At 71.5% G+C, this 18,256-nt stretch carries 18 protein-coding genes; 13 read left to right on the top strand and 5 right to left on the bottom strand.

The features are described from left to right. Nucleotides 1–3 precede the first annotated feature (3 nt). Nucleotides 4–150 (top strand): hypothetical protein, encoded by a 147-nt coding sequence (locus tag BLR68_RS17960; RefSeq protein WP_018187565.1) that lies wholly within the window; start codon nt 4–6, stop codon nt 148–150. A gap of 5 nt (nt 151–155) precedes the next feature. Here the strand turns inward: BLR68_RS17960 and pyrE are convergent, their stop codons facing one another. Continuing rightward, nucleotides 156–734 (bottom strand): orotate phosphoribosyltransferase, encoded by a 579-nt coding sequence (gene pyrE, locus BLR68_RS06915; RefSeq protein WP_018187566.1) that lies wholly within the window; start codon nt 732–734, stop codon nt 156–158. A gap of 51 nt (nt 735–785) precedes the next feature. Between pyrE and BLR68_RS06910 the strand changes: the two genes are divergently transcribed. The 3 genes from BLR68_RS06910 to BLR68_RS06900 all read left to right on the top strand — a co-directional run bounded on the left by BLR68_RS06910 (nt 786) and on the right by BLR68_RS06900 (nt 3,607). Then, entirely contained in the window at nt 786–1,625 is an 840-nt protein-coding gene (locus BLR68_RS06910) for an exodeoxyribonuclease III (RefSeq protein WP_018187567.1), read from the top strand. Between the two features lie 66 nt (nt 1,626–1,691). Beyond that, a complete protein-coding gene (locus BLR68_RS06905) occupies nt 1,692–2,939 on the top strand; it encodes a sensor histidine kinase (protein ID WP_018187568.1) in 1,248 nt (415 codons plus the stop codon). Beyond that, nucleotides 2,936–3,607: a response regulator gene (locus BLR68_RS06900; protein WP_018187569.1), complete on the top strand. Its 672-nt coding sequence runs from the start codon at nt 2,936–2,938 to the stop codon at nt 3,605–3,607. The genes BLR68_RS06905 and BLR68_RS06900 overlap by 4 nt, the downstream gene beginning before the upstream one ends. Before the next feature lie 54 nt (nt 3,608–3,661). On the opposite strand, the gene BLR68_RS06895 is transcribed toward BLR68_RS06900, so the two are convergent. Beyond that, nucleotides 3,662–4,231, bottom strand: coding sequence for an NADPH-dependent FMN reductase (locus BLR68_RS06895; protein ID WP_018187570.1), 570 nt, complete (start codon nt 4,229–4,231; stop codon nt 3,662–3,664). A 213-nt stretch (nt 4,232–4,444) separates the two neighbouring features. On the opposite strand from BLR68_RS06895, the gene BLR68_RS06890 reads away from it, so the two are divergent. Together BLR68_RS06890 and BLR68_RS06885 are read left to right on the top strand one after the other, a co-directional pair. Continuing rightward, nucleotides 4,445–5,329, top strand: a complete 885-nt coding sequence (locus BLR68_RS06890) for an ABC transporter ATP-binding protein (protein WP_018187571.1) — start codon at nt 4,445–4,447, stop codon at nt 5,327–5,329. Further along, nucleotides 5,326–6,417, top strand: a complete 1,092-nt coding sequence (locus BLR68_RS06885) for an ABC transporter permease (protein WP_018187572.1) — start codon at nt 5,326–5,328, stop codon at nt 6,415–6,417. The genes BLR68_RS06890 and BLR68_RS06885 overlap by 4 nt, the downstream gene beginning before the upstream one ends. Before the next feature lie 55 nt (nt 6,418–6,472). Here BLR68_RS06885 and BLR68_RS06880 read toward each other — a convergent pair whose 3' ends face one another. Beyond that, entirely contained in the window at nt 6,473–7,882 is a 1,410-nt protein-coding gene (locus BLR68_RS06880; RefSeq protein ID WP_018187573.1) for a serine/threonine-protein kinase, read from the bottom strand. A gap of 104 nt (nt 7,883–7,986) precedes the next feature. Next, nucleotides 7,987–9,789 carry a glycoside hydrolase family 15 protein gene (locus BLR68_RS06875; protein WP_018187574.1) on the bottom strand — a complete coding sequence of 601 codons (1,803 nt, stop codon included), beginning with the start codon at nt 9,787–9,789 and terminating at the stop codon, nt 7,987–7,989. A 78-nt stretch (nt 9,790–9,867) separates the two neighbouring features. Between BLR68_RS06875 and BLR68_RS06870 the strand changes: the two genes are divergently transcribed. The 7 genes from BLR68_RS06870 (at nt 9,868) to BLR68_RS06840 (ending at nt 17,336) form a co-directional block, all read left to right on the top strand. Next, nucleotides 9,868–11,274, top strand: a complete 1,407-nt coding sequence (locus BLR68_RS06870; RefSeq protein WP_051082822.1) for a glucose-6-phosphate dehydrogenase — start codon at nt 9,868–9,870, stop codon at nt 11,272–11,274. Between the two features lie 4 nt (nt 11,275–11,278). Beyond that, a complete protein-coding gene (locus tag BLR68_RS06865; RefSeq protein ID WP_018187576.1) occupies nt 11,279–11,851 on the top strand; it encodes a nitroreductase family protein in 573 nt (190 codons plus the stop codon). Between the two features lie 71 nt (nt 11,852–11,922). Further along, nucleotides 11,923–12,642, top strand: coding sequence for a hypothetical protein (locus BLR68_RS06860; protein WP_018187577.1), 720 nt, complete (start codon nt 11,923–11,925; stop codon nt 12,640–12,642). Nucleotides 12,643–12,711: 69 nt separating this feature from the next. Continuing rightward, nucleotides 12,712–14,349 carry a sensor histidine kinase gene (locus tag BLR68_RS06855; RefSeq protein WP_018187578.1) on the top strand — a complete coding sequence of 546 codons (1,638 nt, stop codon included), beginning with the start codon at nt 12,712–12,714 and terminating at the stop codon, nt 14,347–14,349. A 56-nt stretch (nt 14,350–14,405) separates the two neighbouring features. Beyond that, nucleotides 14,406–15,527 carry a type III polyketide synthase gene (locus BLR68_RS06850; protein ID WP_018187579.1) on the top strand — a complete coding sequence of 374 codons (1,122 nt, stop codon included), beginning with the start codon at nt 14,406–14,408 and terminating at the stop codon, nt 15,525–15,527. Beyond that, on the top strand, nt 15,524–16,216 hold the full coding sequence (locus BLR68_RS06845) for a methyltransferase domain-containing protein (RefSeq protein ID WP_018187580.1): 693 nt from the start codon (nt 15,524–15,526) through the stop codon (nt 16,214–16,216). Before BLR68_RS06850 ends, BLR68_RS06845 begins: the two co-directional genes overlap by 4 nt. Next, entirely contained in the window at nt 16,209–17,336 is a 1,128-nt protein-coding gene (locus BLR68_RS06840) for an FAD-dependent oxidoreductase (protein ID WP_018187581.1), read from the top strand. Before BLR68_RS06845 ends, BLR68_RS06840 begins: the two co-directional genes overlap by 8 nt. Nucleotides 17,337–17,365: 29 nt before the next feature. On the opposite strand, the gene BLR68_RS06835 is transcribed toward BLR68_RS06840, so the two are convergent. Continuing rightward, nucleotides 17,366–18,196, bottom strand: a complete 831-nt coding sequence (locus BLR68_RS06835) for a UbiA family prenyltransferase (RefSeq protein WP_018187582.1) — start codon at nt 18,194–18,196, stop codon at nt 17,366–17,368. Nucleotides 18,197–18,256 lie beyond the last annotated feature (60 nt).

The raw sequence follows: 18,256 nt of genomic DNA, 5'->3' as shown, positions 1-18,256 counted from the left end.
GGCATGAACGGACTCGAGCAGAATCTGCTGTTCGCCGTCGTCGGACTCTCGCTGGTCACGTCGCTCGTGGTCATCATCGTGGGTGCGGTGCGCCGACGCGGCGACCATCGCGACGACCGCAAACCCTGGGACGACCTCGAGCCCAAGTAGACCGATTACTGCGGCTGCAGTCCCAGGTCGTCGAGGTCGATCGCGGCGAGCCACGTGAGACCCTCCGCCTCGACGGCGGCCTGCGCTCCGGTCTTGCGGTCGACGATGACGGCGACGGCGACGGGTTCGGCACCCTCGCGGCGCAGCGCCTCGACGGCCTTCAGCGCCGACTGGCCGGTGGTCGAGGTGTCCTCGACGACGATGACGCGCTTGCCGACGACATCCGCTCCTTCGACCTGACGGCCGCGGCCGTGGTCCTTGGGCTCCTTGCGGACGACGAACGCGTCGAGCGGGGAATCGGTGCGCGCAGATTCGTGCATGACGGCGTTGGCGATGGGGTCGGCGCCGAGCGTCAGACCGCCGACCGCGACGATGCCGTCGACGTCGCGGATCAGGTCGAGCATGATCCGCCCGATGGCCGGCGCGGCGCGGTGGTCGAGCGTGAGCTTTCGCATGTCGACGTAGTACGACGCCTTCTTGCCGCTCGACAGGGTGAAGTCGCCGTGGAAGACGGCCTCCTCCTGGATGAGCGAGATGAGGCGCTGGCGGTCGGCTTCGAGTGCGGGCGTGGAGGCGACGGTCACGGGACGAGTCTAGGACCGACGGCGTCGGACGCCCGATCTAGGCTGGGAACCATGCGGCTTGCCACCTGGAACGTCAACTCGATCCGCGCGCGCATCGTGCGCACCGTCGACTTCGCCGTGCGCGAGAACATCGACGTGCTCGCGATGCAGGAGATCAAGTGCAAGCCCGAGCAGTTCCCTTACGAGGCGTTCGAAGAGGCCGGGTACCACGTCGAGGCGCACGGCCTGAATCAGTGGAACGGCGTCGCGATCGCGAGCCGCGAGCCGATCACCGACGTCGAGTACGCGTTCCCCGACATGCCGGGGTTCCTGAAGGGGCATGAGGGACCGGATGCCCCGCAGGAGGCCCGGGCGCTCGGCGCCACGATCGACGGGGTCAAGGTCTGGAGCCTCTACGTCCCCAACGGCCGCGGACTCGACGACCCCCACTTCGCGTACAAGCTGCACTGGCTCGAGGCCCTGCGCGCCTACACGCAGTCGACGCTCGCCGCTCACCCCGACCTTCCCCTCGCGCTCGTCGGCGACTTCAACATCGCCCCGACGGATGCCGACAACGGCGACCCGACGATCGTCCAGGGCGTGTCGACCCACGTCTCCCCCGAGGAGCGCGGCGCGTTCCAGGCACTGCTCGACGCCGGCCTCACCGACACCGTCCGCCCGCTCGTCCCCACCGGCTACACGTACTGGGACTACAAGCAGCTGCGCTTCCCGCGCAACGAGGGCCTGCGCATCGACTTCATCCTCGGCTCCCCGGCCTTCGCCGACGGCGTGGTCGGGGCATCCATCCACCGCGACGAGCGCAAGGGCGAGATCCCGAGCGACCACGTCCCGGTCGTGGTCGACCTGGATCTGAACGGCGAGGACGACGACGACCGTCCGATGATCTTCTGACGACGGCCCGGCGGCTCCCCCGCGCGACGGATGCCGGGACCCGCGACCCCCTCTAGCGTGGAGAGCATGCCCGAATCGATGCTCCGCCGCGCAGCGACCGCGGCCGAACGCCGTCAGGACGCCTGGCTCGCCGCCGGACTGTTCGTCGCCGCGATGATCAGCACGGCCCTGGGCTCGGTCTCGGGCATCTACAACGATGCGCAACCCGACCTCGTCTGGGGGCTCCTCTACTCCTTCGCCATGACCGCGCCTCTCGCGTTCCGGCGGCTTTATCCGATGACTTCCCTGATCGTCGTCTCGGTCGTGTTCTTCGTGGGCGTCTCGGCGCGCATCCCCGAGCTCTACGTCGGCAACGTCGCCCTGTTCGTCGGGATGTACACGGTCGGCTCCTGGGTGGCGGATCGTCGCCGCGCGGCGCTCGTGCGCATCCTGCTCATCGTCGCGATGTTCGTGTGGCTGATGATCACGATCTTCCAGAGCGCGGCCTCCTCCGAGGGCGGCCTGTCGCAGGAGGGGCCGTTCTCCCCGTTCGCGGCCTTCGCGATGATCCAGTTCCTCGTCAACGTGGCCTTCTTCGGCGGGGCGTACCTGTTCGGCGAGCGCGCCTACACGGGCGCGACGGAGCGCGCCGCCCTCGAAGAGCGCACCGCCGAGCTCGAGCGGGAACGCGAGCGGACGGCCGCCCAGGCGGTGGCCCTCGACCGGGTGCGCATCGCCCGCGAACTGCACGACGTGGTGGCGCACCACGTCTCGGCGATGGGCGTGCAGGCGGGAGCCGCGCGCACGGTGCTCGACCGGGATCCGGATGCCGCGCGCACCGCGCTGACCGGCGTCGAGTCCTCGGCGCGCCAGGCGCTGACCGAACTGCGCCAGCTGCTCGAGACGCTCCGGACACCCGAGACCGAGGCGCCCGGGGGGTCGACGGTCCGCCTCGACGCCCTGCCGGACCTCGTCGCCCATGCCAACGAGAACGGCCTGCCGACGACGCTCTCGGTCGTGGGCGCCCCCGTGCCGACACCCGAGCTCGTGCAGGTGAACCTGTACCGCATCGCGCAGGAGGCGCTCACGAACGCGCGCCGCCACGGCGGTCCGGGTGCGACCGCCGACGTGCGGCTGCGCTACGCCGACGACGCCGTGGAACTCGAGGTCTCGAACGAGGGCCGCGCGCCGATCTCCGGACGGGCGGGCCTCGGCCTCGTCGGGATGCGCGAACGTGCGACGTCCTCCGGAGGGGCGCTCGAGGCGCGGGCGCGCCCGCGCGGCGGGTTCCTCGTGCGCGTGCGCGTGCCGCTGTCGCAGGCGGTGCCGGCATGATCCGGGTGCTGCTGGTCGACGACCACGCCGTCATGCGCGCGGGGTTCCGCATGATCCTCGAGGCGGCGGGCGACATCGAGGTGGTCGGTGAGGCCGGTGACGGTCGCGCAGCGGTCGAAGCCGCCCGCACGCTCCAGCCCGACGTCATCTGCATGGACGTGCAGATGCCCGACCTGGACGGCCTCGAGGCGACGCGGCAGATCGTGGCGGATGCCGGGATCGCGGCATCCGTCGTCATCGTCACGACCTTCGACCGCGACGACTACCTGTTCCAGGCGCTGTCGGCCGGGGCGAGCGGGTTCCTCCTCAAGAACGCCGGCCCCGAGGAGTTGACGAGCGCCGTCCGCCTCGCGCACTCGGGCGAGGCGCTGCTGTCGCCGTCGGTGACCCGCCGGGTGATCGCGCGGTTCGCGTCGACCGCGACAGAACCGGCGGCATCCCTCCCCCGTGAGACGGATGCCGCGCCCCGCCTTCCGGTGGAGCTCACCGACCGCGAGGTCGAGGTGCTGCGGCTGCTCGCGCAGGCGATGAGCAACGGCGAGATCGCCCGCGAGCTCTACATCGGCGAGGCGACGGTGAAGACGCACGTGTCGAACGTCCTGCAGAAGCTCGGCGCCCGCGACCGCGTCGCCGCCGTCGTCTGGGCGCACCGCTACGGCCTCGCTTGACGAGAAACGGCCCCACCCGAATCGGGGTGGGGCCGTTTCTTCCGGCAGCGAGCGTCAGGCGCTCGCGGGGACCTTCGCGTAGCGGTCGACGAGGTCGTTGAACGCCTCGAGGTAGCCGGTCAGGAAGCCGGCGGTCGCGTCGTTCGTGACCTCGCCGTCCTCGGCGAACAGGCCGGGCGTTGTCTGGATGAAGCCCTCGGGCTGGCCGAGCGTCGGCGCGTTGAAGTGGCTGAGGATCGCCTTGAGGTGCTGCTGCGCGACAGCGGTCGCGACGCCGCTGCCCGACGTGCCGATGACGGCCGTGGGCTTGTTGTGGAACGCATTCTGGCCGTACGGACGGGCGGCCCAGTCGAGCGCGTTCTTGAGGACGCCGGGGATCGAGCGGCTGTACTCGGGGGTCACGATGATGACGCCATCGACGTCCGCGATCGCCTGCTTGAAGTCGACGGCCACCTGCGGGAAGTTCCCGTCGTGGTCGACCGAGTAGAAGGGCAGGTCCTTGATCGGGATCTCGACCAGCGTGGTGCCCTCGGGGGCGAGGCGCTCGAGGGCCTTGGCGAGGGTCCGGTTGATCGACGTCGACGAGATGCTGCCGACGATGTAGCCGATGGTGCGATTCGTCATGGGTCCTCCAAAGAGAGTGGATGGGGATGCCGGTGGGCATCGCAGAACCCAACGAGACTCCCGGCATCCCTATTCCTATGAATGCACCGACAACGTCCCTCCCCCGTGGGGAGGGGATGGGTTTCACCCGCCGGGGGGAGGTCCGCGACATCCGATCTTCCTAACGTGGGACACGTGCCGCCGCCGGTGGCGCACCGACCACAGGAGGAACGGATGCTGCAGCTACGCGGGATCACCAAGAGCTACGGGTCGAGGCGCGTCCTCGACGACGTCGCCTTCGACGTCGCGCCCGGCCGGCTGACCGGGTTCGTCGGCGGCAACGGCGCCGGCAAGACCACGACGATGCGCATCATGCTCGGCGTGCTCGGTCGCGACGCCGGCGAGGTCACCCTCAACGGCGCCCCCGTCACCGCCGCCGACCGGCGCCTGTTCGGCTACATGCCCGAGGAGCGCGGGCTGTACCCGAAGATGAAGGTGCTCGAGCACATCGTCTACCTCGCCCGTCTGCACGGCTTCTCGAAGACGGATGCCGCCACCCGCGCGACCGCCCTGCTCGAGGAGCTGGGGCTCGGCGAGCGCCTCGGCGACAACGTCGAGACCCTCTCGCTCGGCAACCAGCAGCGCGCGCAGATCGCGGCCGCCCTCGTGCACGACCCCGAGGTCCTCATCCTCGACGAGCCGTTCTCGGGGCTCGACCCGATCGCCGTCGACGTCGTCGCGAACGTCTTGCAGACCCGCGCGGCGCAGGGCGCCTCGGTGCTGTTCTCGTCGCACCAGCTCGACGTCGTCGAGCGCCTGTGCGACGACCTCGTCATCATCGCGGGCGGCACGATCCGCGCGGCCGGCACCCGTGAGGGGCTCCGTGCCGAGCACACGACCCGCCGCGTCGAACTCGTCTCGGGGACGGATGCCGGATGGCTCCGCGACGAGCCGGGCGTCGAGGTCATCGACTTCGACGGCGGCTACGCCCTCTTCGAGGCCGACTCCGACGAGACCGTCCAGCGCGTCCTGCAGCGCGCGGTCGCCGCGGGCGACGTGACCAGGTTCGCGCCGCGCCGCCCCACCCTCGCCCAGATCTTCACGGAGGTCATCCAGTGAACACGTCCGCCTCCCCCTCGTTCGGCCAGAGCGTCTGGCTCGTCACCGAGCGCGAGCTCGGCTCGAAGCTGCGCTCGAAGTCGTTCATCATCTCGACCGCCGTCATGTTCCTGATCGTGCTGGCCGGTGTCCTCTGGGCGGGCTTCTCGGCTCAGAGCGACAGCCGCACGCCGATCGCGGTCACCTCCGAGACGGCGTCGGCCATCACCGACCCGAAGGCGTTCGACGTGACCGATGCGGCCTCCGCCGAGGAGGCCCGCGATCTCGTCCGCGACGGCACGGTCGATGCAGCCGTCATCCCGGGCGGCGACGAGCCGCTCGGCTACACCGTGGTCTTCGACGAGTCGGTGTCGAACAGCCTGCTGCAGCAGTTGAGCATCGCCCCGAAGGTCGAGATCCTCGAGCCGGAGAGCAGCGACGGATTCCTCCGCTACATCATCGCGATCGCCTTCGGCGGCGTGTTCTTCGCCGCGGCGCTGACCTTCGGTACGACGATCGCGACGAGCGTCGTCGAGGAGAAGCAGACGCGTGTGGTCGAGCTGCTCATCTCGGCGATCCCGACCCGCGCACTCTTGGCGGGCAAGGTGCTCGGCAACACGATCCTCGCGATGGGGCAGATCGTCGGCATCGCCGCGGTCGCGATCATCGGGCTGACCGTGACGGGCCAGGACTTCCTGATCGCCGGTCTCGGCGGGCCGATCGCCTGGTTCGCGGTCTTCTTCCTCTTCGGGTTCGTGCTGCTCGCGGCGCTGTTCGCCGCGGCGGGTGCGCTGGTGTCGCGCCAGGAGGACATCGGCCCGACGATCACACCGCTCACCTACATCGTGATGGCGCCGTACTTCCTCGTGATCTTCTTCAACGACAACCCTGTCGTGCTGACGATCATGTCGTACGTCCCGTTCTCGGCTCCGGTCGGGATGCCGGTGCGGATCTTCGTCGGCGAGGCGCAGTGGTGGGAGCCGCTGCTCGCGCTGGCCGTCATGCTCGCCGCCTGCGTGGGAGCGATCCTCGTCGGCGCGAAGATCTACGAGAACTCGCTCCTGCGGATGGGTGCCCGCGTCAAGCTCCGCGACGCGCTCTCGCGCTGAGTCCCGCTCGATCGGAACCGTCCCGTCCGCAGCCGCGGCGGGGCGGTTTCGTCGTTCACGGCTTGTCCTTCGGCCCCTTGCGATCCTTGTTCGCTTCGCGCTCCGCCCGCTTCTGCTCGTCCTTGGCCGCCTTCTCGGCGTCCTTCGCCGCCTCGTCGGCCGCGTCGTCGTCGGGAGCGGGATCGACGTTCGTCGTCGTGACGGTCGGAGTCGGGGTCGGCGTGGGATCCGTCGAGACGACCTCTGCGGGGGCCGACTCCTGCGGCTCGGTCTGCGCGGGGTCGGTCGAGGCGGGCTGCGGCGAACCGGCGAGCGATCCCGCCCAGATGCTCCCCGCCGTGATCAGTGCGACCGCGGCTGCGGCGAGTCCGATCACGAGCGGGCGACGCGACCGTCGCTTCTCGGGCCGATCGGTCGAGACCCCGGATGCTGCCGAGGCTCCGGATGCCGCCGAGGCGCCGGCGAGCGCGACGGTCGCCGCCGTCGCTGAAGGGCGGGGGTAGCGGCGGGTCGGGGCATCCCCCGTGGTCTCCTCACCGGCCCGACGGGAATCGGCAGCGCCGGCGACGGGGATGCCGGCGGCCACCGCCGCACGCACCGGAGGCAGCGGCGGCGCGCCGTCGATCGGCTCGGTCCGCAGCCGCTCCGCGGCGTGGACGACCTCGAGGGCCGTGGGCCGCTCCTCGGGCGAGGTCGCCGTCATGCGTGAGAGGAGCGAACGCCACCCCTCGCTGAGAGTGTCGGGAACGGTCGGCGGCGTCGTCAGGCGCGCGAGGGCGGCGCCCACCCCGTCGGTGTTCGGATAGGCACGCTCACCCGTGAGCGCCTCGAGCAGGACGAGACCGAGGGCGTACACGTCGGACGCGGGCGAAGGGTCGCGGCCCTCGACCTGCTCGGGGGCGAGATAGGCGGCGGTGCCGATGATCGTGCCCGGCGTCGTCACCCGCGCACTGTCGAGGAGGAGCGCGATGCCGAAGTCGGCGAGCTTGGCGCGGGGCCGCCCACCGGGAAGGTGCGGTGAGGCGAGGAGCACGTTCGACGGCTTCACGTCCCGATGCACGACACCCGAGGAGTGGACCACGTGCAGGGCTTCGCCGAGCTCTGCGGCGAGGGCGGCGACGTCGGCGGTGGGCAGAGGGCCTTCCGCGATGCGCGCACTCAACGTGGGGCCGTCGACGAACTCCATCACGAGGTAGTCGGGCGAACCGGTGAGGTGCGCATCGAACAGTGTCACGAGCGAGGGGTGGTTGAGCGAGGCGAGCAGGGTGACCTCGCTCCGCGCCCGATCCGGCGCGCTGACCGCCCCCTCGACACCGGGGCGGAGCACCTTGACGGCGACGCGGCGCCCCAGTGCCGTGTCGTCGGCGCGGAAGACGCGCGCCATGCCGCCCTGTCCGATCTGCGCGACAAGGCGGTAGCGCTCTGCCAGCACGTCGCCGGGCAGGGGCTCGGATGTGTCCGTCATCGCGTCCTCCTCCGGGTTCCGACGCGGTGCCCTCGACGATAGTCAGCGCCGCGGCGCCGCGCACGGCCTTGACGGACGATCGGATGCCACGGTGTCGACCCCGGTCAGGTCCGATGCGCGGCGCGGCCGGTGTGCCCGGCGAGCGCGTCCGCGGCCCCGACGAGCGCGAGGTGGCTGAGGGCCTGCGGGGTGTTGCCGATGTGGCGTCCCACCCCGGGGTCGTACTCCTCCGAGAGCAGACCCACATCGTTCGCGACGGCGCAGAGCCGGTCCATGAGGCGCGTCGCATCCTCGATGCGTCCGGTCGCCGCGTACTGCTCGACGAGCCAGAAGGAGCACGCGAGGAAGGGGTGCTCGTCGCCGGGCAACCCGTCGGTCCCCGCCGCGGTGCGATACCTCATGACGAAACCGTCGCGCAGGAGGTCGCGCTCGATGCGGGCGACGGTGGCGAGCATCCGCGGGTCGTCGGCGGCGCAGAACCCGACGACGGGCAGGAGAAGCAGCGAGGCGTCGACCTCGTCGGTGCCGTCGTGTTGCGTGAAGTGGCCACCCGCGGCATCCACCCCGGTCGCATCGATCTCGGCGCGCACCTGATCGCGGAGCCGATCCCACGTGTCGGCGTCGCCGGGCAGACCGTGCTCGCGCACCGCGCGGATGCCGCGGTCGAGCGCGGCCCACACCATCGCGCGGGAATGCGTGAAGTGGTGCAGGTCGCCGCGCATCTCCCAGATGCCGTGGTCGGGGCGGTCGACCCACGCGACGACCTGCGCCAGCAGCGCGCGCTGCAACGACCACGACGACGGAGTCTCGGTCACCCCGGCGAGGCGGGCGGCCTCGAGGGCGACGAGGACCTCGCCGATCACGTCGCCCTGGTACTGGTCGACGGCGCCGTTGCCGACGCGGACGGGCGCGGATCCCTCGTAGCCCGGCAGGCTCGTCAGCTCGCGTTCGGGGAGGTCCCGTTCACCGCCGAGGCCGTACATGATCTGCACGTCGGCGGGGTCGCCGGCGATCGCGCGCAGCAGCCAATCGCGCCAGCGCTCCGGTGCCCGGGTGTAGCCGTGGGCGAGGTAGGCCTCGAGGGTGAGGGCGGCATCCCGCAACCAGACGAACCGGTAGTCCCAGTTGCGCGAGCCACCGGGGTCCTCGGGGAGCGAGGTCGTCGCAGCGGCGACGATCCCGCCGGTTTCGGTGTGGGTCAGGGCACGGAGCACGAGCATCGAGCGCACCACGTGGGCTCCCCAGGGTCCGCCGTCCTCGACGCCCGCCGCGAAGTCGCTCCACCACCTGCGGGTGTGCGCGATCGCGGCGTCGACGTCGATCCCGACGGGATGCCGGTGGTACGACCGGTCCCAGGTGAGCACCGAGTCGACGGTGTCGCCCGCCGCCACCGTGAACACGGCGCGGTGCATCGTGCCGTCCGGGTGCAGCCGGGGGCCGCGCACGGCGACGGCGTCGGGACCCGCGATCGCGAGCAACACCGGCGCGTCCGCGTGCCCGATCTGCCGCACCCAGGGGAGCGCCCGAGCGTAATCGAAACGCAGGCGCAGCTCGCTCGTGAAGGCGACGGTGCCTTCGATGCCGACGACGCGTCGGACAACGGCATCCGTGTCGTCGTGCATCGGCATGAACTCGATGACCTCGGCGCTGCCCGTCGGCGTCTGCCAGCGCGTGACGAGCACGAAGGTGTCGCCGTCGTAGCGGCGGGTAGACGTGGCGGCGGAGTCCGCGGGGCGGAGACTCCAACGACCGTGTTCGTCGTCGCCGAGGAGTGCTCCGAAGATCGACGCGTCGTCGTAGCGGGGAAGGCACAGCCAGTCGAGGCTCCCGGCATCCGACACGAGGGCTCCCGTCCGGCAGTTGCTGAGCAGGGCATAGGACTCGATCGGGGCAGGCATCGACGTCATTGTCGTTCGCGGCGGGCGGCGGGGCAAGAGACGAGGCGCGACGGGTGTCGTCATCGGGAGCGGGCTAGGGTGACGCCCATGACGGCCGACACGACCCTGCTCATCCTCGGCGCCTCGGGGGATCTCACCTCGCGGCTGCTGCTCCCCGCGCTCGGGCAGCTGCTCGCACGCGAGCCCGAACGCCGCGTGCGGCTGGCGGGGGCGGGTGTCGAGGAGTGGAGCGATGACGCGTGGCGCGAGACCGTGCAAAAGGCGTTCGCCACGACCGACTCGGAGTCCGCCTTCGAGCCCTTGTCGGACACGACTTACACGCGGGCCGACATCACCGACGCTGATCAACTGCAGAAGCTGTTGGATGCCGCCGAGGGCCGGCCCGCGCTCTACTTCGCCGTGCCGCCCGCCGTCGCCGCGAAGGCGTGCGATGCGCTCCGCTCGGTCACGATCCCCGAGGGCACGATCCTCGCACTCGAGAAGCCGTTCGGGTCGGATGCCGCATCTGCGGAGCACCTCAACGCGACGCTCGCCGAGCTGGTTCCCGAGTCGCAGGTGTTCCGCGTCGACCACTTCCTCGGCCGCTCCACCGTCCTGAACCTGCTCGGGGCGCGCTTCGCGAACCGGCTCATCGAACCGGCCTGGTCGGCCGACCACATCGCCTCGATGCTCGTGCAGTTCGACGAACCGCTGGGACTCGAAGGCCGGGCGGGCTACTACGACAAGGCCGGCGCGCTCACCGACATGATCCAGAGTCACCTGCTGCAGGTCATGGCGTTCGCGACGATGGAGCCCCCGGCATCCCTCGATCAGCGCGACCTTCGCGACGCGACGGGCGCCGCTCTTCGCGCGACGGCGGTGTGGGGCGACGACCCGGTCGCGGCGTCGCGCCGGGCGCGGTACACGGCCGGCACCGTGGAGGGGCGGGACTTCCCGTCGTACGTCGACGAGCCGGGGGTCGATCCGAGCCGCGAGACCGAGACGCTCGCCGAGATGACGGTCGAGGTGCGCAACGCCCGGTGGCAGGGCGTTCCGATCACGCTCCGCTCGGGCAAGGCCCTCGGGAACGCCGAGGCGAAGGTCGAGGTGCGCTTCCACCCCGTTCGGCACCTCCCTCGCGGGTTCACCGGCGACCCCGGCCCGACCGTGCTGCGCTTCTCGCTCGGGCCCGACTCCATCGCGCTCGACCTGAACGTCAACGGCGAGGCCGACCCGCTCGAACTCGAGAAGGTGACGCTCGAGGCGGAACTCGGCGCAGGGGCGCTGAAGGCGTATGCCGAAGTGCTGTCGGGCATCCTCGACGGCGATGCCATGCTGTCAGTGCGCGGCGACGCCGCCGTCGACTGCTGGCACATCGTCCAGCCCGTCATCGACGCCTGGCGGGACGGGCGCGTCCCTCTCGACGAGTACGTCGCCGGCACCTCCGGGCCGTCCGACTGGGCCACGTCCTCAGGGCTCGGCGAGGCCGAGGCATCGTCGGTGGTGATGGAATAGACGGATGCCGAATCGCACCGCATCCACCGACGCCCCCATCCTCGACGTTCTGACCGAGCGCTGGAGCACGCGGATCTTCGACGCGTCCGCGCCGATCGACGAGCAGGCGCTGGCGTCCGCTCTCGAGGCCGCACGGTGGTCGCCGTCCGCGTCGAACACGCAGCCGTGGCGCTTCATCGTCGTGCGACGGGGAACGGCATCCCACGCGAGCGTGGTGGACACCCTGATGGGGTTCAACCGGGCATGGGCGGCGGATGCGGCGGCTCTCGTCGTGTTCGTCGCGACGACCCAGCAGGACGGCAAAGAGTTGCGCTGGGCGGCGTACGACGTCGGCCAGGCTGCGGCGCACTTCACGATCCAGGCGCACGCGAACGGGCTGAGCACGCATCAGATGGGCGGGTTCCACGCCGACCGCGTCGCCGAGGCCTTCGGTCTGGCCGACGACCAGCGCGCGATCACCGTGATGGCCGTCGGCCCGCTCGGCGACATCGACGCGGCCGGCGACGACCTGCGCGCCCGTGAAGAAGCGCCCCGCGAACGTCGCCCCGTCGCCGAATCGGTGCTCGTCGACGACTGACCGGTCGCGGCGCCCGCCGCTTCTCGATCATTCCGCCCCGGTGGGGTCGCGTTGTTGGTTTAGTAGTCCCGATGGACGACGACGACGCCGCCGAGCTGGCCCGCCTGCGCGAACGCGCCTACGGGCGCACCGCTGACATCGCAGGGGATGCTGCAGCGCTGCAGCGCCTGCGCGAGCTCGAAACGCGCGCGGTGCGGGCGCCGAGCGTCGCGCCCGGCGCAGACGACGAGGACGAGAGCGCCCCGGACGCCCCCGGTCCGGCCGAGACGGACCCGCCCGGCGCGCTCACCGGCGGCGATGCCGAGCGCCCGTATCTGACCCCACGGCGCTGGCCGCGCTGGGTGAGACCCGCCGCCGTGGCCGTGGGGGCCGTCGGACTCGTCACGGCGACCGCGGCCGTCACCCTGTCGATCCCGCGCGACGTGCCGCGGTATCCGAATGCGACCGAGGTGACCCGACTGTCCGAGCTCGTGCCGTTGCGCCCGCAGAACGACTCCGACAGTCGCCGGTACGCGGACTTCCGGGGTTTCTCGGTGTTCACCAACACCGTCGGGACCCCCGCCGACCCGAATCCCGTGCGGTGCCTCAGCATCGTGAGCCCCGAGGAGGCCGCCGACCCGACCATCGGCGAGACCCTCTCGACGTGCGGGGCTGGCCCGTTCCCCGTCTCGGTGACGGCCGTCGTCAGTTCGCTGAGCCCGCCCGCCGCCCGGCAGGCGTACGCGCCCGGGACGGCGATCAACTTCACCCTGGGCGAATCGGGCGTCGAAGTATGGGTCGCCGATCGGTGATCGCGGATCGGCCGGAGTGGGATACCGTTCGGGTACCTGACGTTCGGTCGAAGGAAGGACGAGGCGACGGTGCCGCTGTTCGAGATGGAAGCCAGCCGATCCGGTCGGATGCGTGTCTTCCTGCGTGCGCAACTGCCCTTCGCGATCGGTGTCGTCTTCATCGCCCTGGTGGGAGCGATCGCGCACCCCGACAGCCTGCGGACGGTCGCGCTGCTCACGGGGCTCGCCGTCGCGGCCGTGGCGACGCTCGCCGCGGCGGTCGTCCCGTGGGAGAGGTTGCCGCGCGCGTGGATGATCCTGATCGCGGTGGCCGACCTCCTCACCGTCGCCCTGTTCCGGGCCGAACTGATGCCCTTCGTCCCCGCGGTGACGATCCTCGCGCTCTTCCCGATCCTCTGGCTCGCCTACGGCTTCCCGTGGTACGGCATCGCGGTGGCGGTCATGGGCGCCGTCTTCGTCATCGCCTTCCGTTACGTGTACACGGGGGTCTGGCCGACGACGGCCGCTGACTGGGCGAACGTCTTCGCCTTCCCGATCCTCATCGTCGGCATCGCCGTCGTCGTGTTCCTCGCCGCCCGCCAGCTCCACCGCAACAGCGTCCGCCTCGCGGAGGCGTCGCGGGCGCAGGACGAGGCGCTCCGCGAGGCGAAGGATGCCGAGGCGATCGCGCTCGGCATCCTGAACACGGTCAACGCGGGAGTGGCCTTCTACGACAACGAGGGACGCCTCGACATCGCCAATTCGCTCGCCCACCGCATGGTCGAGATGGTCGGGTTCCGTCTCGACGAACCGCCCTACGCCGGCGACGACGTGCTCGCCGCCGATCGGGTGAGCCAGATCCCGTACGACCAGCAGATCATCCCGCGGGCGCTGCGCGGAGAGGTCATCGACAACCACGTCGAGTGGCTGGGCCCGGCCGACTCGCAGGTTGCGATCCTTGCATCCTCGGGCCAGGTGCACAGGGAGGACGGACGCCTCCTGGGGACCGTCGTCGTCGCGTACGACGTCACCGAGCTGGCGGACGCGGTCGAGGTGCGTGAACAGTTCCTGCGCACCGTCTCGCACGAGCTGCGGACGCCGATCACGAGCATCACCGGCTTCCTCGACCTGCTCGCCGACGCCGCCGACCCGTCTGATGAGAAGCTGCAGCGCTACATCGAGATCGTCTCCCGCAAGACCGACGACCTCTTCCACCGCGTCGGCGACCTGCTGCACGCGACCGAGACGGTCAAGGAGCTCACGATCGCCCCCGTCGACGTCGCGGAGGTCGTGCGGCAGGCCGTCGGCGAGGCGCGGGTCGCCGCATCCGCCCGCGGAATGCGCATCGACATCGTCGGTCCGGGCACCGTCGTCGTCGAGGCGGACGCTCGGCAGCTGCTCGTCGCGGTCACCGAACTGGTGACGAACGCGGTCAAGTTCGGCCAGCCGGACGGCGTGGTGACGGTCGCCTGCCGCACCGACGGCGCAGTCGTCGAGATCGCCGTCACGAACCCGGGCGCGGGTCTCACCCACGCCGAGCAGCGGCGCGTGTTCGACCGCTTCTACCGCACGGCCGAGGCCCGAGCCCGTCAGGTGCAGGGATTCGGCCTGGGCCTGACGAACCTCCGGACCATCGCGGTCGCGCATTCCGGGAGCATCCGGGTCGACAGCGCCCCGGGCCGCGGGGCGACGTTCACCCTCCGCCTGCCTCTGCGACAGCCCACATAGGTCCGCCACGGTCAACCCGCGGCGCCACGCACGCCTCCGACGGTTACGGTGAGGCAATGACCACCCGGATCCTGTCGATCGGCACCGCCGTGCCCCGCGCCCGCCTGCGACAGGACCAGGTGCGCGATCTGTTCGCCGGGCAACCCGGCGCCGATCGCCTCACCAAGCGCCTCATCGGCGCCGCGTTCGACGCCTCGGCGATCGAGACCCGCCACACGGTGCTCGACGATCTCGCCGCAGCCGCCGCTGCGACGGCCGCGCCCGAAGGCGACGAGCGGATGCCGACGGTCACCGCGACGGGCGACCTGCTGTCGCCCTCGACCGGGGCGCGCAACGACGCGTACATCCGACTGGCCCCGCCACTGTTCGCCGAGGCGGCGCGGAAGGCTCTGGCTGCGGCATCCGTCGATGCGGCCGAGGTCACCCACGTGGTGACCGTGTCGTGCACGGGGATGTTCGCGCCGGGGCCGGACTACCGCCTCGTCCGCGACCTGGGGCTCCCGACGACCGTCGCGCGCTCGCATCTCGGGTTCATGGGGTGCGCGGCCGCCGTGCCCGCCCTCCGCACGGCATCGCAGATCTGCGCCGCCCACCCCGACGCCGTGGTGCTCGTCGTCTGCGCGGAGCTCTGCTCACTGCACGTACGGACTCCGGCGGATCACGACGAGATCGTCTCGGCATCCGTCTTCGCCGACGGGGCCGCCGCGGCGATCGTCAGCGCGGACGCGTCGCGCGCGACCGGGGTCTCGTTCGAGCTCGATCGGTTTGCGACCGTGCTGACCGACGAGGGCGAGAAAGACATGGCCTGGACGATCGGCGACACCGGATTCGAGATGATCCTCTCGGCGGAGGTGCCGCGCATCATCGGTCGCGAGATCCGCGGCGCGGTCGAGTCGTTCCTCGGCGACGACGGCGTCGACACCTGGGCGGTCCACCCCGGCGGGCGCAGCGTGCTGGATCGCGTCGAGACGGGTCTCGCCTTGCCCGCCGACGCGCTCACGGTGTCGCGCGACGTGCTGCGCGACTACGGAAACATGTCGAGCGCGACGATCCTGTTCATCCTCGGCGCGCTGCTCGCCGGCGAGCTCGACGACGGCGACCGGGTGGCGACGCTCGCGTTCGGACCCGGGCTCACCCTCGAGGCGGCACGGCTGACGTTCCGGCGGGCGGCGGCATGAACCTCGCCGAACGCGACGCGGCCCTCCGCGAACTGATGGACGACCCGGATTGCGATCCGGTCGCGCTCGCGGCGACCCTCGAGCGCTTCGACCTCGTGAACCGGGCGATCGGCGGGTGGGGCCGGGTCTGGCGGCTCGGCATCCGTCCCCGGCTGCAGCGCCTCGGGCGGCCCGCCCGCGTGCTCGACGTCGGCAGCGGCGGCGGAGACGTGATCGGGCGACTCGCGCAGTGGGCGGAGCGCGACGGGCTCGATGTGCATTGGCTCGGGATCGATCCCGACCCGCGGGCGCTCGAGGTGGCGCGGACGCGCGCGAGCGATCGGGTGAGCTTCGCCGCCACGGATGCCGCGAGCCTCCGCGCGGACGGTGAGACGTTCGACCTCGTCCTGTCGAACCACGTCCTGCATCACCTCGAGGCGGATGAGCTCACCGAGTTCGCCATCGACACCCGGGCGCTCTCCGCCGGGACCGTGATGCACGCCGACATCGAGCGCGGCGCTCTGGCGTATGCGCTCTACGGCATGGGGATCACAGCGCTCGAGCGCGGGACGTTCCTCCGCACCGACGGACTGCGGTCGATCCGCCGCAGCTATCGCGCAGGCGAACTCCAATCGGCCCTGGGTGAGCCGTGGCGAGTGGCTTCGCCGGCGCCGTTCCGGTTGCTCGCGGTGGCGGACGGCGATGGCTGAGATCCTCGTCGTCGGCGCCGGCCCGGTCGGCACGCTGCTCGCCGCCGAGCTGGCGCGGTTCGGCGTCGACGCCGCCGTGCTGGAGCGCCGCCCCACCGCCGGTGGCGGATCGCGGGCCATCGGTCTGCACGCCCCGACGCTCGCTGCACTCGAAGCCGGCGGGGCGACCGACCGCATCCTGACCCGGGCGGTCCGCGTGCGCCGCGGCGAGGCGCGCAGCGGCGGGCGCGCGATCGGCGTGGTCGACTTCGGGCGGCTGGACGCGCGGCATCCGTACGTCGCGACCCTTCCGCAGGTCGAGACCGAGGCGGCCCTGCGCGGCGACAGCCCGCATCCCGAACGCGGCGTGACGGTGACGCGCATGGCGCCCGACGGCGCTCGCGTGCGGGTCGAGACCGATCACGGGGAGCGGGTGGCGCCGATCGTCGTGGTCGCCGGGGGTGTCGGTGCGCGCGACCTGGTGTACCGCCCCGATGCGCTCCGGCGGACTGCATACGCGGATCGGTATCTGATGACGGATGCCGCCCTCCCACCACGTGAGGACGCCGAGACCGCCCTCGTGCACCTGGCCCCGGGAGGCGTGCTGGAGTCGTTCCCGCTGCCGGACGGGCGGCGCCGGTTCGTCGCGTGGGATGCCGGCGGATCGCTCGAGCCGCATGCGCTGGCTCGCCGGCTGAAGGACGCGATGCGTACGCGCGGCGAAGCCGAGGCCGCGGACGTCGTGAGTGAGGCGACCGCGTTCGGCGTGCGGCGCGTGCTCGCTCCGTCGATGCGTCGCGACCGATTGTTCGTCATCGGGGATGCGGCACACGAGATCAGCCCGATCGGCGGGCAGGGCCTCAATCTGGGTCTGCTGGATGCCGCGACCCTCGCGCCCCTTCTCGCGGCATGGGTGCGGCTCGGGTCGGCGCCCGAGGCGGATCTCGCCCAGTGGGAACGCGACCGCCTGCGCTCCTCCCGTGTCGCCGGCCGGATGGCGGCCGTGAACATGGGGCTCGGTCGACCGGTGTCACGCAGCGCCGACGCCGTCCGGTCGCGGGTTCTCGGTTCGCTGCTCGCCGCGACGGGGTCGCTTGTGCCGCACGCCTACGCGATGGGGCTCGACAGCGCCGCGCGGTGAGTGTCGGAGCTACTCCGCCAGTGCGCGGATCATGCGGCGCCCGACGCCACCACGAGCTGGAGGGCGAGGACGAGCGCGGCGAGCATCACGAGACGGAAACCGGTGCGGTCGGGGCCGCGACGCCGCATCCGGATCATCACCGCTGCTGCGATTCCCGTGACGAGCAGAGCGAACGCGATCATCGCGAGCGGTGAGGCGCCCTCGACGAGACTGCCGATGAGGACGGCGATCGCGGCGACCACGATGCCGACGACCGCCAGCATGACGGATGCCGCGGGCCCGATCCGGTGCGGCAGACCGCGGACGCCGGTGCGCCGATCGTCGTCGAGGTCGGGCAGGACGTTGGTGAGATGCACCCCGGCGCCCAGCATGGCCCCCGCGAAGGCGGCCCACAGCGCAGCCGGCTGCGGGGCGGGCGCCGAGAGCGTCGCCAGCGAGGGGAAGATCCCGAAGCTGACGAGGAACGGCAGCAGTGATGCGGGCGTCGCCTTGAGTCCGGCGTTGTAGCTCCAGGCCGAGACGAGGGCGATGACGTGGGCGAACAGCATGCCCCAGCCGAGCACCGCCGAGAGCAGGACGGCCACCCCGAGTGCGATCCCCGCTGCGATCCACGCGGTGCGGACGCGGGTGTCGCCTCGGACGAGGGGCTTGTCGGAGCGACCGACGGTCGCGTCGCGGAACAGATCGATCGCGTCGTTGGAGAGACCGACCGAGACCTGACCGGCGAACACCGCGACGACGAGGACGATGAGCCGCCAGGGTTCCAGACCGGCGGCGATGCCGAGGGCGAGGGACAACACGGTGACGACGAGCGAGGGGCCCGGGTGAGTGGAACCCCAGAGGGCCCGTGCGGTTCGCATGCTCGATCCTTTCACGCTCCGGACGGGGCTTGGCTGGGGCCGACTCAGGTACGGAGGGTG

This window comes from Microbacterium sp. 77mftsu3.1 (assembly GCF_900100525.1).
Classification (GTDB): domain Bacteria; phylum Actinomycetota; class Actinomycetes; order Actinomycetales; family Microbacteriaceae; genus Microbacterium; species Microbacterium aquilitoris.
This window is presented reverse-complemented; position numbering and strand designations above follow the sequence as displayed.

Bases quoted from the DNA above. Each gene is read 5' to 3' on its own strand.
- BLR68_RS17960 (WP_018187565.1), top strand. From the start codon at position 4: ATGAACGGACTCGAGCAGAATCTGCTGTTCGCCGTCGTCGGACTCTCG.
- BLR68_RS06910 (WP_018187567.1), top strand. From the start codon at position 786: ATGCGGCTTGCCACCTGGAACGTCAACTCGATCCGCGCGCGCATCGTG.
- BLR68_RS06905 (WP_018187568.1), top strand. From the start codon at position 1,692: ATGCCCGAATCGATGCTCCGCCGCGCAGCGACCGCGGCCGAACGCCGT.
- BLR68_RS06900 (WP_018187569.1), top strand. From the start codon at position 2,936: ATGATCCGGGTGCTGCTGGTCGACGACCACGCCGTCATGCGCGCGGGG.
- BLR68_RS06895 (WP_018187570.1), bottom strand. From the start codon at position 4,231: ATGACGAATCGCACCATCGGCTACATCGTCGGCAGCATCTCGTCGACG.
- BLR68_RS06890 (WP_018187571.1), top strand. From the start codon at position 4,445: ATGCTGCAGCTACGCGGGATCACCAAGAGCTACGGGTCGAGGCGCGTC.
- BLR68_RS06880 (WP_018187573.1), bottom strand. From the start codon at position 7,882: ATGACGGACACATCCGAGCCCCTGCCCGGCGACGTGCTGGCAGAGCGC.
- BLR68_RS06875 (WP_018187574.1), bottom strand. From the start codon at position 9,789: ATGACGTCGATGCCTGCCCCGATCGAGTCCTATGCCCTGCTCAGCAAC.
- BLR68_RS06870 (WP_051082822.1), top strand. From the start codon at position 9,868: ATGACGGCCGACACGACCCTGCTCATCCTCGGCGCCTCGGGGGATCTC.
- BLR68_RS06865 (WP_018187576.1), top strand. From the start codon at position 11,279: ATGCCGAATCGCACCGCATCCACCGACGCCCCCATCCTCGACGTTCTG.
- BLR68_RS06860 (WP_018187577.1), top strand. From the start codon at position 11,923: ATGGACGACGACGACGCCGCCGAGCTGGCCCGCCTGCGCGAACGCGCC.
- BLR68_RS06850 (WP_018187579.1), top strand. From the start codon at position 14,406: ATGACCACCCGGATCCTGTCGATCGGCACCGCCGTGCCCCGCGCCCGC.
- BLR68_RS06845 (WP_018187580.1), top strand. From the start codon at position 15,524: ATGAACCTCGCCGAACGCGACGCGGCCCTCCGCGAACTGATGGACGAC.
- BLR68_RS06840 (WP_018187581.1), top strand. From the start codon at position 16,209: ATGGCTGAGATCCTCGTCGTCGGCGCCGGCCCGGTCGGCACGCTGCTC.
- BLR68_RS06835 (WP_018187582.1), bottom strand. From the start codon at position 18,196: ATGCGAACCGCACGGGCCCTCTGGGGTTCCACTCACCCGGGCCCCTCG.